The organism is Bradyrhizobium sp. USDA 4501, assembly GCF_054062115.1.
On sequence record NZ_JBSSEX010000001.1, the window covers coordinates 4,745,035 to 4,757,106 of the forward strand.

Below are 12,072 nucleotides of genomic sequence, written 5' to 3' on the forward strand. Positions count from 1 at the left end.
GATCGTGGCGGGCACTTCAATCCATTCGGAAGCCTTTTCGCGCGGCGCACGCATGCTGCGCACCGCGCTTGGCCCAGCGATCGCGACGTTCCTCGAAGACCCCTCGATCGTCGAGGTGATGCTCAACCCCGATGGCCGGCTCTGGATCGACAGGCTGTCAGGCGGGCTTGAGGATAGCGGATGCACGATGTCCGCCGCCGATGGCGAGCGGATCGTGCGTCTGGTCGCGCACCATGTCGGTGCTGAGGTGCATGCCGAGAGGCCTCGGGTCTCGGCCGAGCTTCCCGAGACGGGAGAGAGGTTCGAGGGACTTCTCCCGCCCGTCGTTGCGGCGCCGGCCTTTGCGATCCGCAAGCCCGCCGTCGCGGTGTTCACGCTCGATGACTACGTCGCCGCCGGTACGATGACCGCCGATCAAGCGGCGGCGCTTCGGGACGCCGTTGCGTCGCGCAAGAACATCCTGGTCGCTGGCGGCACCTCGACCGGCAAGACCACCCTCACCAACGCACTGCTGGCCGAAATCGCCGGCACTACCGATCGCGTGGTGCTGATCGAGGACACGCGCGAGCTGCAGTGCCGCGCGCCGAATCTGGTGGCGCTGCGCACCAAGGACGGCGTCGCGTCCCTGTCCGACCTGGTCCGGTCCTCACTGCGTTTGCGCCCCGACCGCATCCCGGTCGGCGAGGTGCGTGGCAGCGAAGCATTAGAACTCCTCAAAGCTTGGGGGACCGGCCACCCTGGCGGGATCGGAACAATTCACGCTGGGACTGCGCTGGGCGCGCTCCGCCGCCTTGAACAGCTCATCCAGGAAGCGGTCCTCACTGTTCCCAAGGCGCTGATCGCCGAGACGATTGATGTCGTCGCTGTGCTGCGCGGCCGCGGCAGCGAACGCCGCCTTGCTGAACTTGCTCTCATCGCCGGACTCGATCCCGCCACCGGCGATTACCGTGTCCAGTCCGCCGAGGCGGGCGGCGCAACTTCACCTCCCGGAGACCCAACATGATCCAGTTTGCTTCCGCGATCTGTCGTGTTCGACGTCGCTTCACCGACGTGGCGACCATTGCTTTGACCTCGGTTGCCTTCTCGCCCGCGGCCTATGCCTCCGGCTCCTCAATGCCCTGGGAGACGCCGCTCAACCAGATCCTGGAGTCAGTTCAAGGTCCGGTCGCCAAGATCATATCGGTCATCATTATCACCGTGACCGGCCTGACGCTTGCGTTCGGCGATACGGCCGGCGGCTTCCGCCGGCTGATCCAGATCGTCTTTGGTCTGTCGATCGCCTTCGCCGCCTCGAGCTTCTTCCTGACGTTCTTCAGCTTCTCGGGTGGAGCGCTGGTCTAATGGCTGCGCTTGTCGATCCAGAGGTGCCGGGTTTCTTCGCGCCGGTGCATCGCGCGCTCACCGAGCCCATCCTGATGGGCGGCGCACCGCGGGCTGTCGCAATCGCCAAACGGCACGTTGGCGGCCGCCATCGCGCTCGGACTGCGGCTCTGGATTCCCGGCGCACTGATCTGGGCCGTGGGCCACATCGCGGCCGTCTGGGCTGCCAAGCGCGACCCGCAGTTCGTGGACGTCGTTCGTCGTCACCTCCGCTATCCGCCCTTCCTCGCCACATGAGGCTTCCATGCTGAACCTCGCCGAGTATCGCAATCGCCCCGCCAGCCTTCCCGACTTCCTGCCCTGGGCCGCGTTGGTCGAACGCGGTGTGGTCCTCAACAAGGACGGATCGTTCCAGCGGACGGCGCGCTTCCGTGGTCCGGATCTCGACAGCGCCACGCCTGCGGAACTGATCGGGGTGACGGCCCGCCTTAACAACGCATTGCGGCGTCTCGGCTCGGGCTGGGCGATCTTCGTCGAAGCCCAGCGTAGTGCGGCCCAGACCTATCCCTATAGCGCCTTTCCCGATGCCGCATCAGCGCTGGTCGATCTGGAGCGGCGGGATGCTTTCGAGGAGGCGGGGGCGCATTTCGAGAGCCGGTATTTCCTCACGTTCGTCTGGCTTCCGCCGGCAGAGGACGCCTCGCGGATCGAGGGCTGGCTCTATGAAGGCCGCGCGCAGAGCGGCGTTGATCCTCACGAGCTGCTGCGCGGCTTCGTCGATCGGACCAACCGCGTCCTGCAACTGGTCGAAGGGTTCATGCCCGAGGTGGCGTGGCTCGACGACGGCGACACGCTCACTTACCTGCACTCGACCATCTCGACGCGGCAACAGCGCGTCCGCGTCCCGGAGACGCCGATGCATCTCGATGCGCTGCTCGCGGACGAGCCGCTCGCCGGCGGGCTCGAGCCGCGCCTTGGCAGTCATCACCTTCGCACACTCACCGTGGTTGGCTTTCCGACGGCGACCCATCCCGGAATCCTCGACGAGCTGAACCGACTTGCTTTCCCCTACCGCTGGTCGACACGCGCAATTCTCCTCGACAAGACCGAGGCTGTGAAACTGCTGACCAGGATTCGCCGGCAGTGGTTCGCCAAACGAAAGTCGATCGCGGCCATCGTCAAGGAGGTGATGACGAACGAGGCCTCGACGCTGGTCGATAGCGATGCAGCCAACAAGGCCACCGACGCCGATCTCGCCTTGCAGGAACTCGGCACCGATGACGTCGGCCAAGCCTACGTTACCGCGACCGTCACCGTCTGGGACGAGGACCCCGGCCGCGCTGCCGAAAAACTTCGCCTCGTCGAGAAGGTGATCCAGGGACGCGACTTCACCTGCATGCCGGAGGGAGTGAATGCGCTCGAAGCCTGGCTTGGCTCGCTGCCGGGCCACGCCTACGCCAACGTCCGCCAGCCGCCGCTCTCCACATTGAACTTGGCCCACATGATTCCGCTGTCGGCGGTCTGGGCAGGGCCGGCGCGCGACGAGCATTTCCGTAGCACCCCGCTGTTCTTTGGCAAGACCGAGGGTTCGACGCCATTCCGTTTCTCGCTGCACGTCGGCGACGTCGGACACACTCTGATCGTCGGCCCGACCGGCGCCGGAAAGTCCGTGCTGCTGGCGCTGATGGCGATCCAATTCCGCCGCTACCGCAAAAGCCAGATCTTTGCCTTCGATTTCGGCGGTTCGATCCGTACCGTGGCGTTGGCCATGGGCGGCGACTGGCATGACCTCGGTGGCAGCCTGTCGAACAGTGCCGACGACTCCGTCTCGCTTCAGCCGCTCGCGCGCATCGGCGATGCCGCGGAGCGCGCCTGGGCCGCCGAATGGGTGACCGCGATCCTTGCCAAGGAAGGCGTCACCATCGACCCGACTGCGAAGGAGCATGTCTGGTCGGCCTTGACCTCACTGGCGTCCTCACCGGTCGAGGAGCGGACGATTACCGGCCTAACCGTTCTGCTGCAATCGACCGCGCTCAAGCAGGCGCTGCAACCCTACTGCGTCGGTGGCCCCTCGGGCCGGCTGCTCGACGCTGAGGTCGAGCAGCTTGGCTTGGCGTCGGTCCAGGCTTTCGAGACCGAGGGCCTGATCGGGGCCGGTGCGGCACCCGCCGTCCTCACCTACCTCTTTCATCGCATCGAGCAACGGCTCGATGGCCGGCCGACGCTCCTCATCATCGACGAGGGCTGGCTCGTGCTCGACGATCCGGCCTTTGCCCAGCAGCTTCGCGAATGGCTGAAGACCTTGCGGAAGAAGAATGCCTCCGTCGTGTTCGCCACGCAGTCGCTCTCCGACATCGACGGCAGCAACATCGCACCCGCGATCGTCGAGAGCTGCCCGACTCGAATCTTCTTGCCGAACGAGCGCGCCATCGAGCCGCAGCTCACAGCAATCTACCGGCGCTTCGGTCTGAACGATCGCCAGATCGAGATCATCGCGCGCGCAACGCCGAAGCGGGATTACTACTGCCAATCGCGACGCGGCAACCGGCTGTTCGAGCTCGGTCTCGGGCCGATCGCGCTCGCCTTCTGCGCGGCATCTTCAAAAGCTGACCATGCCGCGATCGAGCGGCTGCTGGCCGAGCACGGCCGCGAGAATTTTACACCGGCCTGGCTCGCCGATCACGAGCTCCTGTGGGCCGCCGATCTCATTCCTGACCTGACAAACCTGGAGGTGCAATCATGAGCGTTCGCAAGATACGGCGTGGCCTAGTGGCCGCGAGCGCTCTGTCGTTCACATTGTCGATCTTGCCGCTTTTGACGGCGCGGGCGTCTGCGCAGGTAATCGTCTACGACCCCAGCAACTTCAGCCAGAACGTGCTGACTGCGGCGCGCGAGCTGCAGCAGATCAATAATCAGATCCAGATGCTGACCAATCAGGCCCAGAGCCTGGTGAACCAGGGAAAGAACCTCGCGAGCCTGCCAATGTCGACGCTGGCTCAGCTCCAGTCGACAATTGCACGGACCCAATCACTACTGAGTCAGGAGCAGAACATCGCCTTCAACGTTCAGGGTATCCAGACCGCCTATTCCAGCACGTATGGCACGGCGGCGGGCACGGGCTCCAAGGCCACGATGTTTGCCGCCGCTCAAAATCGTTGGCAGAACTCGGTAGGTGCTTTCGAGGACTCGCTGAAGGTCCAGGCGGGCGTCGTCGGCAATATCTCGACCAACTCCAGCGCGATGACGTCGCTGGTCACAGCCAGCCAGTCCGCGAGTGGCGCGCTGCAGGCAGCTCAAGCCGGCAACCAGCTCCTCGCGCTGCAATCCCAGCAGTTGTCTGACCTCGTCGCAGTTCTCGCCGCGAAGGGACGAGCGGACGCGCTGGAGCAGGCGCGCGTGACGGCGACGGAGTCGCAAGGCGCCCAGCAATACAAGATCTTCGCGACGCGCGGCGGCTATCAGCCGGGCAACGTCACCATGTTCAGCGGCAACTAGGGGCGTGGGACTATGGAGCGCTCGGACATCTTACGCGCCGTCGCGATGATCATCGTGTTTGTGATTTTCCTCGCCGCGCTGCACGCCATCCATCGGCGTCCAGCGGAGCGGCCCCTATCCGACGCTCCCTCTGTCTCCGCTCCCGACGATCTCTCGGCCGAGCTGCGCCGCTGCCGCGCGCTTGGACCCCAGGATGCCGAAGATCCGCACTGCCAGGCGGTCTGGGAGGAGAACCGCGCGCGCTTCTTCGGCAGGCCGGCGCGGCCACTTCTGCCGCAGGCCGCGCCGGCCACTCCGTCGACGACCAACGTGAAGTAGGGAGGCCAGCGATGAACAATGTCGGTGTCATCGACACCTTTCTCAACACCTTCACCACCTATATCGATTCAGGATTCGGCCTGATCAAAGGCGAGGTGACCTATCTCGCCTCGACCTTGATCGTCATCGATATCACCTTGGCAGGTGTATTCTGGGCGTGGGGCGCAGACGAAGACATTCTACAGCGGCTGGTGAAGAAGACCCTGTATATCGGATTCTTCGCCTTCATCATCACGAACTTCAACAATCTCTCCGGCGTCATCTTCAATAGCTTCGCCGGTCTTGGCCTGAAGGCCGGCGGCTCGTCGATCTCGACGGCGGACTTCCTGCGGCCCGGCCGGCTCGCGCAGGTCGGCTTGGATGCCGGGCAGCCGCTGCTAGACGCAGCAAGCCAGATGATGGGCTTCACCAGCTTCTTTGCGAATTTCGTTCAGATCGCGGTGCTGATGGTATCCTGGCTGTTGGTGCTGATCGCCTTCTTCATCCTGGCGGTGCAGCTGTTCGTCACGCTGATCGAGTTCAAACTGACGACGCTTGCCGGCTTCATCCTGATTCCGTTCGCACTCTTCAACAAGACCGCCTTCCTCGCGGAGAAGGTGCTCGGCAATGTCGTCGCCTCCGGCGTGAAGGTGATGGTGCTCGCTGTGATCGTCGGCATCGGCACAGGGCTGTTCTCCCAGTTCACCACTGCCTATGGCGGTGGTCAGCCAACGATCGAGCAGGCGCTCTCTGTCGTGCTCGCAGCGCTCGCCATGCTCGGCCTCGGTATCTTCGGGCCCGGCATCGCTACTGGTCTCGTCTCAGGAGCGCCGCAGCTTGGCGCGGGCGCGGTGGTCGGCACGGGTCTCGCTGTCGCCGGCACAGCGATGGCGGGGGGCGCGGCGCTTGGGCTCGCGGGGCGGGGAGCAATGGCAGCAGCCTCCGGCACTGCCGCGGCCGCGCGTGGTGGTGCGACGATGGCGGGCGGTATGTCCTCCGCCTACAGCCTCGCATCAGCCGGTCAATCCGGTGCGGGCGGCGTTGCGTCAGGTGTCGGCGGCGCCGGTCGCGCGGCTGCCGGTGCAGCGGCCGCTCCCGTCAGACGTGCTGCTGCACAAGCAGCCGGGGCAATGACTGAGAATTTCGCCTCGGGCGCCCGGTCCGGAGTCGCAAATACCGGTGGCTCCTCGACGATGGGGACCATTGAGCGCGGGGAGGGAGCCTCCTCTCAGGCAGCGGGCGAGGGCAGTCCGCCCGCCTGGGCGCAGCGCATCAAGCGCAATCAGGCAGTCATTCACGGCGCGCAGACCGCCGCGCAAGCCCTCAAATCCGGTGACAGCCATGGTGGCGGCCACTCCGTAGAGCTATCAGGGGGAGAATAATCAATGTCAGTCTTTCGGCGATCGTCGGTCCGCTACGGCCGCACGCCCGAACCCGAAACCCCATACCAGCGTGCCGCGCAGGTTTGGGACGACCGCATCGGCTCCGCCCGCGTGCAGGCGAAGAACTGGCGGCTGATGGCCTTCGGTTCGCTGTTACTTGCTTGCGGCCTCGCCGGCGGGCTCGTCTGGCAATCCACGCACGGCACAGTCGTTCCCTGGGTGGTGCAGGTCGACAAGCTCGGCGAGGCACAGGCAGTGGCGCCGGCTGTCGCCGACTACCGGCCGAGCGACCCGCAGATCGCCTGGTATCTCGCCCACTTCGTCGCGATGGTGCGTTCGCTTCCGGCTGATCCGATCATCGTGCGGCAGAACTGGCTGAAGGCGTACGATTTTACGACCACGGCGGGTGCAATGGCGCTGAACGATTACGCCCGCACCAATGACCCCTTCGCCAGTCTCGGAAAGCAGCAGGTCGCAATCGACGTCTCCAGCGTCATCCGCGCTTCGCCCGACAGTTTTCGCGTGGCCTGGGTCGAGCACCGCTATCAGGACGGAGCGCTCGCCGGCACCACCCGTTGGACCGCCATCCTCACCATCGCCATTCAGCCGCCCACCGACGCCGATCGGCTCCGCAAGAATCCGCTCGGCATCTACGTCAACGCCATCAACTGGTCGAAGGAGCTGGGACAATGACCCCGCCGTTTTCCTCAATCGCCGGCGGTCCGGCTTCGCATCTCTCCATCGCTCGCCAAAACCGCAAAGACAGCGATACGTGCTTCCGTAAATCCGCACTTGCGGCGTTGCTGATGTCTGTCTCGACACTCGGCGGCTGCGCGCACAATTTCATCCCGCCCGACATCAACTACGACAGCGCTGAGCCGGCAACGCTCACTGCCGATCCGCCGCCGCCCGTCAAGATCGTGGAATTGCCCAAGCCGCTGCCGCTGCCCGGGCAGCTGAAACCGCTCGCCGCCGGCAAACGCGTCCCGGAAGCCACTGATCCGAAGATGCGCGTCAAACAGGCCAATGCCGCGGCACGGGTGCAGCCGGTCCGTAACGGCTTCATCAACGCGGTCCAAGTCTATCCGTTCTCGGGTGGAGCCCTCTACCAGGTCTATACGGCACCCGGCCAGATCACCGATGTCGCCCTCCAGGAGGGCGAGCAACTCACAGGCTCCGGACCGGTCGCCGCCGGCGATACCGTACGCTGGATCATTGGCGATACCGAGAGCGGCGCGGGCGCGACCAAGAAGATCCACATCCTGGTCAAACCGACGCGGCCGGAACTCGTTACCAATCTCGTCATCAACACCGACCGGCGGACTTATCTCCTCGAGCTGCGCTCGACGGAGAAGACCTATATGGCCTCGGTCTCCTGGCAGTATCCGGAGGACCAACTCATCGCGCTTCGACAGCAGAACGCAACGGCTGAGGCCGCAGCGCCAATCGCGGCCGGCGTCGATCTTGCCTCGATCAACTTCCGCTACGCGATCGAGGGCGATGATCCGGCCTGGCGTCCTCTGCGCGCGTTCGATGACGGGAATAAGGTCTACATCGAATTCCCCAGCGGGATCGTCCAGGGCGAAATGCCGCCGCTGTTCGTCATTGGACCAGCCGGCGGCTCCGAGCTGGTAAACTACCGCGTGAACCGCAACTACTACATGGTCGATCGCCTGTTCGCAGCCGCCGAATTGCGTCTTGGCGACAAGGACAGCGAGCGGCGCGTGCGCATTGTCCGCACCGACGGGAGGCCGCGCTCATGGCGGTAGGCCGCGAAGACGAACGTCAAAGCGACATCCCACCCGTCGCGCCGCCGGATTTTCGGCTCCGAGGCGAGCGGCCACCTGTCACACGCCTTTCGCGCAAGATCCTGATCGGCCTCGGCGCGGTGTCTGCCCTCGCGGTCGCCGGAGCGCTAGGCTACGCCCTGCAAACCCGCAACAAGCAGCAAGCCGGCCAAGAGTTGCTCAGCACCCAGAATAGCCCCTCGGCCGAGGGCCTCGCCGCCTTGCCGAAGGATTATACTGGTCTGCCGCGGCAGGCGCCGCCGCTCGGACCACCGCTGCCCGGCGATCTCGGCAAGCCGATCCTTAATGCTGGAGCTGCACCGAACACCATCGTCTCCACAACGACGCCTGATCCGGAGACCCAGCACAGAGCGCAGGAGATCGAAGCGGCGCGCGTCAGCCGGCTCTTTGCCCAGACCGTTCAGCAACCGCAGAGCGTCAGCCAAATCATCCCGAATTCGGCGACCGGAGCAGCGACGCTGCCGGCCGCGACACCACCCGTCGACGCTGGATCGGCCCAGAACATGCAGGACCGCAAATCGGCCTTCCTCAATGCGTCGACGGACAAGCGCACGGTAAGTCCGGACCGGCTCGAGGCCAAGGTCTCGCCCTATGTTGTGCAGGCGGGTACGGTGATCCCCGCTGCGCTCATCACCGGCATTCGCTCCGATCTGCCCGGCCAAGTCACCGCCCAGATCACGGAGGCGGTCTACGATAGCCCGTCCGGCAAATATCTTCTGATCCCCCAGGGTGCGAAGCTAATCGGCCAGTATGACAGCTCCGTCGCGTTCGGCCAGAGCAGAATCCTCCTGGTCTGGACCCGGATCATCATGCCGGATGGCAACTCGATCGTCTTGGAGCGCCAGCCCGGCGCCGACAGCGGTGGTTATGCTGGGCTCGAGGACGAGGTCGACAACCATTGGGGCATGCTGTTCAAGGCCGCCGTTCTCTCGACCATGCTCAGCGTCGGAGCCGAGGCGGGTACGAGCCAGAATGAGAACAACCTTGTTCAAGCGATCCGCAGCGGTGCGTCCAACAGTATCAGCCAGACCGGCCAGCAGATCGTGCAGCGCCAGCTCAATATCCAGCCGACGCTGACCATCCGGCCAGGTTTCCCAGTCCGGGTGATCGTCACGCGCGACTTGGTGCTGGCACCCTACGCGAAGGGAGGAAGACCGTGACAAAGCTCAAGCTTGGACCACTCGAAGACGACAAACCGGTCAAGCTCACGATCGAGCTGCCGGCGACCGTCTTCAGGGATCTCAAAAGCTACGCCGAGATTCTCACGCGCAGCGGAGGCGCGACGACGCCGGCCGAGCCTGCCAAATTGATCGCGCCGATGATTGAACGTTTCATGGCGACCGACCGGGCCTTCGCGAAGGCACGCCGAAATGCTGCTCAGCCCGCACCTGGGTCAGTGGAAAGATCCGGATAGCGCTCGCGAAGCAGGTCGAGGAATGGACGCAGCGATGGATTGCAGTTGCTGTGGCGCCAATAGGCGCGGAAGCTCAGCCGCGCGGGCCCCTCAGCATCATGCACCTCGTGGAAGGTGACACCCGGATAGGCAGCGCCCGTCGCGCCTTCCAATGCCAGCAGGACGCCCCAACCCGCTTCAACCAAGGTGAGAAGCCGGTCTAGCGCCACATCATGGCGAAGCAGCGGGCACGAGTCGGAACTTCCCATTTTGCTGATGAGTAGCTTGTGGAATTCCGGTCCCGGGCCGTGCTCTGACAACAAAAGCCCTTCAGTTGGCCCCAGTGAACCACATCACGTCCTGTCAGCGGGGTGGTTCTCGGGAAGAGCGACGACCAGACGTTCGCTCCATCTCGTGGAGCAATCACGGGCCGAGACAACCAGCGAAGCCATTTGTGGTAGGCCTCTTGACGCGCCTTGAAGCGGTCTACGCATTTCTTTGAGCAAAGAGCCGTTCGCCAGTAGTAATGACGGATTAGCCCGAACTTTCCGCCGCAAATCGCGCAGCACCTTACTGGATGACGGTGAGAACTATGCGAGCTGTTGCGCATTCCTCGCCTCCGGTCGATATATCTGGATGTAACGCTACTGGTTACAGAGCCACACCCGCCCATAAATGGGCTCGAGATCTGCTCGGCCCTCCATCTGGAGCACGAGTTTGCCTCGAATGTGTACGTCCTTGGCGACGTTCCTCCCAAACTCGGAGTGTCTCGCCGACATTGTCGGTATAGGGATAACTCAATCCTGATTTATGCAAAGAGATGCCCCTTCGCGATTAAATCCAACAAACAATCTGCGCTCCTCGAGGAAAGCCGGAGAAATGGCGGGGCATAGGGAAGTTCGGCGATCACAGCGCGTCAGTATTGATCAGCTTCAGGCCGTTCGGCTGCCGCTCGATCGACATTGACAAAAGCCGGTGCCAACACTCCCGTGCTTGAGTTCCGACCAACGAATAGAGGGGCCGTTCCAGGAAAGCCGGCAACACTCGACAGACCATAATGGTAGGATCAAGGCATGGCCGAAGCCCCAGAGAATATCCCAGTGCAACTGCCCGATCCTGCATCGATCGAGGCGGTTGTCGCACGTCTTCCGGCCGGAATTGGCATAGCGGCGCTGGCGGCGGCAGTTACAAAGGCGTTTCCTGAATTTCCGTTTTCGACGGTTAGCATCAATGACCAAATACTGGCGCGATATGCCGCTCGGTGATCGCCGCCGTCGACGGGACGCGGATTGCAGAACACCGGCGGCGGTCCTCAAGGATCTCAAAGCCTACGCCGAGATTCTGAAGCGTACCGGAGGCGCGACGAGTCCGATCGAGCCCGCCAAATTGCTCGCGCCGATGATCGAGCGTTTCATGGCGACGGATCGGGCCTTTGCGAAGGCACGGCGGAATGCTCCTCAGCCTGTCCCTGGGGTAGCGGAAAGATCCGGATAGCGTTCGCGAAGCATGTCGAGGAACGGACGCAGCGATGGGTTGCAGTTGTCCTGCCGCCAATAAGCGCGGAAGCTCAGCCGCGTTGGACCCTCGGCATCATGCACCTCGCGGAAGGTCACTCCCTGATACGCAGCGCCGGTCGCGCCTTCCAATGTCAGCAGGACACCCCAATCCGCGCCGACCAAGGTGAGAAGCCGGTCGAGCGCCACATCATGGTAGAGCAGCCGACACGGTTCGGAACCTCCCATCTTGCTGATGAGAAGCTTTAGCAGTTCCGGTGCCGGGCCGTGCTGTGACGACAGAAGCGCTTCCTCCCTAAGTTCGCTCCAGTGAATCACATCACGCGCCGTCAGCGGATGGGTCTGGGGGAGAGCAACGACAACACGTTCGCTCCAGAGCAACAGCGACCTGTCGCTCCATCTTGGAGTGGGTTCGGCCACGAAGGCGACGTCTATCGCGGAACTGGCGAGGTCGGACATTAGATAGTCTCTCGATCCGTCGACCAGTTGCCTGTCGACATCGGGGAAGCGGCGCCGGTGGTCGAGGAGAGTCGCCCGGAGATTGCCGGCCGAGAATGAGGCGTGGACGCCGATGGTCAATCGGCCGCTCTCGCCGCGCGAGTGGGTTTTGAGGCGAGCAGCGATCGCTTCCGTTTCATCCACGATGCGCCGGGCAGCATCGAGGAATTCCTGTCCCTCGATGGTCGGTCGCGTGCCGCCGTTTGTCCGCTCGAACAGAGTGACGCCCAATTTGTATTCGAGATCCCGCAGCCGGCGACTAAGAGTCGGCTGCTTGATTCGGAGCGTCCCAGCCGCTTGGCGTAGGCTTCGGTGCTGGGACGCGGCGATCGCCCAGCGTAGGTCACGAAACTCCACAGGCACAG

Annotated in this window: 14 protein-coding genes and 1 pseudogene; 13 read left to right on the plus strand and 2 right to left on the minus strand. The window is 63.8% G+C overall.

Annotation, left to right across the window (positions count from 1 at the left end; translation table 11 throughout):
- Positions 1-52: 52 nt before the first annotated feature.
- The 11 genes and pseudogenes from trbB (at position 53) to ACVWZM_RS21750 (ending at position 9,716) form a co-directional block, all read left to right on the plus strand.
- A complete protein-coding gene (gene trbB, locus ACVWZM_RS21700) occupies positions 53-1,003 on the plus strand; it encodes a P-type conjugative transfer ATPase TrbB (protein WP_456854672.1) in 951 nt (316 codons plus the stop codon).
- Positions 1,000-1,341, plus strand: coding sequence for a TrbC/VirB2 family protein (locus ACVWZM_RS21705; RefSeq protein WP_456854674.1), 342 nt, complete (start codon positions 1,000-1,002; stop codon positions 1,339-1,341). The genes trbB and ACVWZM_RS21705 overlap by 4 nt, the downstream gene beginning before the upstream one ends.
- Positions 1,341-1,617 (plus strand): annotated as a pseudogene (locus ACVWZM_RS21710) (VirB3 family type IV secretion system protein). The gene ACVWZM_RS21705 and the pseudogene ACVWZM_RS21710 overlap by 1 nt, the downstream one beginning before the upstream one ends.
- A gap of 7 nt (positions 1,618-1,624) precedes the next feature.
- Positions 1,625-4,063 (plus strand): conjugal transfer protein TrbE, encoded by a 2,439-nt coding sequence (gene trbE, locus ACVWZM_RS21715; RefSeq protein ID WP_456854675.1) that lies wholly within the window; start codon positions 1,625-1,627, stop codon positions 4,061-4,063.
- Positions 4,060-4,815, plus strand: a complete 756-nt coding sequence (trbJ, locus tag ACVWZM_RS21720; protein ID WP_456854677.1) for a P-type conjugative transfer protein TrbJ — start codon at positions 4,060-4,062, stop codon at positions 4,813-4,815. The genes trbE and trbJ overlap by 4 nt, the downstream gene beginning before the upstream one ends.
- 12 nt (positions 4,816-4,827) lie before the next feature.
- A complete protein-coding gene (gene trbK-alt / locus ACVWZM_RS21725; RefSeq protein ID WP_456854679.1) occupies positions 4,828-5,133 on the plus strand; it encodes a putative entry exclusion protein TrbK-alt in 306 nt (101 codons plus the stop codon).
- Positions 5,134-5,144: 11 nt separating this feature from the next.
- Positions 5,145-6,494 carry a P-type conjugative transfer protein TrbL gene (gene trbL, locus ACVWZM_RS21730; RefSeq protein WP_456854681.1) on the plus strand — a complete coding sequence of 450 codons (1,350 nt, stop codon included), beginning with the start codon at positions 5,145-5,147 and terminating at the stop codon, positions 6,492-6,494.
- Positions 6,495-6,497: 3 nt separating this feature from the next.
- Positions 6,498-7,187, plus strand: coding sequence for a conjugal transfer protein TrbF (gene trbF, locus ACVWZM_RS21735; protein WP_456854683.1), 690 nt, complete (start codon positions 6,498-6,500; stop codon positions 7,185-7,187).
- Positions 7,184-8,263, plus strand: coding sequence for a P-type conjugative transfer protein TrbG (trbG, locus tag ACVWZM_RS21740; RefSeq protein WP_456854685.1), 1,080 nt, complete (start codon positions 7,184-7,186; stop codon positions 8,261-8,263). The genes trbF and trbG overlap by 4 nt, the downstream gene beginning before the upstream one ends.
- Positions 8,254-9,462: a TrbI/VirB10 family protein gene (locus tag ACVWZM_RS21745; RefSeq protein ID WP_456854687.1), complete on the plus strand. Its 1,209-nt coding sequence runs from the start codon at positions 8,254-8,256 to the stop codon at positions 9,460-9,462. The genes trbG and ACVWZM_RS21745 overlap by 10 nt, the downstream gene beginning before the upstream one ends.
- Positions 9,459-9,716 (plus strand): DUF2274 domain-containing protein, encoded by a 258-nt coding sequence (locus tag ACVWZM_RS21750; RefSeq protein ID WP_407166113.1) that lies wholly within the window; start codon positions 9,459-9,461, stop codon positions 9,714-9,716. Before ACVWZM_RS21745 ends, ACVWZM_RS21750 begins: the two co-directional genes overlap by 4 nt.
- Here the strand turns inward: ACVWZM_RS21750 and ACVWZM_RS21755 are convergent.
- Positions 9,680-10,015: a type 2 periplasmic-binding domain-containing protein gene (locus tag ACVWZM_RS21755; RefSeq protein WP_407166112.1), complete on the minus strand. Its 336-nt coding sequence runs from the start codon at positions 10,013-10,015 to the stop codon at positions 9,680-9,682. The genes ACVWZM_RS21750 and ACVWZM_RS21755 overlap by 37 nt on opposite strands.
- A gap of 753 nt (positions 10,016-10,768) precedes the next feature.
- Here ACVWZM_RS21755 and ACVWZM_RS21760 point away from each other — a divergent pair.
- Both ACVWZM_RS21760 and ACVWZM_RS21765 read left to right on the plus strand, forming a co-directional pair.
- Positions 10,769-10,960 carry a hypothetical protein gene (locus ACVWZM_RS21760; protein ID WP_456854689.1) on the plus strand — a complete coding sequence of 64 codons (192 nt, stop codon included), beginning with the start codon at positions 10,769-10,771 and terminating at the stop codon, positions 10,958-10,960.
- On the plus strand, positions 10,947-11,189 hold the full coding sequence (locus tag ACVWZM_RS21765) for a DUF2274 domain-containing protein (protein WP_456856731.1): 243 nt from the start codon (positions 10,947-10,949) through the stop codon (positions 11,187-11,189). Before ACVWZM_RS21760 ends, ACVWZM_RS21765 begins: the two co-directional genes overlap by 14 nt.
- Here ACVWZM_RS21765 and ACVWZM_RS21770 read toward each other — a convergent pair.
- Positions 11,153-12,070, minus strand: coding sequence for a LysR substrate-binding domain-containing protein (locus ACVWZM_RS21770; protein ID WP_456856732.1), 918 nt, complete (start codon positions 12,068-12,070; stop codon positions 11,153-11,155). The two genes, ACVWZM_RS21765 and ACVWZM_RS21770, sit on opposite strands and share 37 nt — an antisense overlap.
- Between the last annotated feature and the right edge of the window lie 2 nt (positions 12,071-12,072).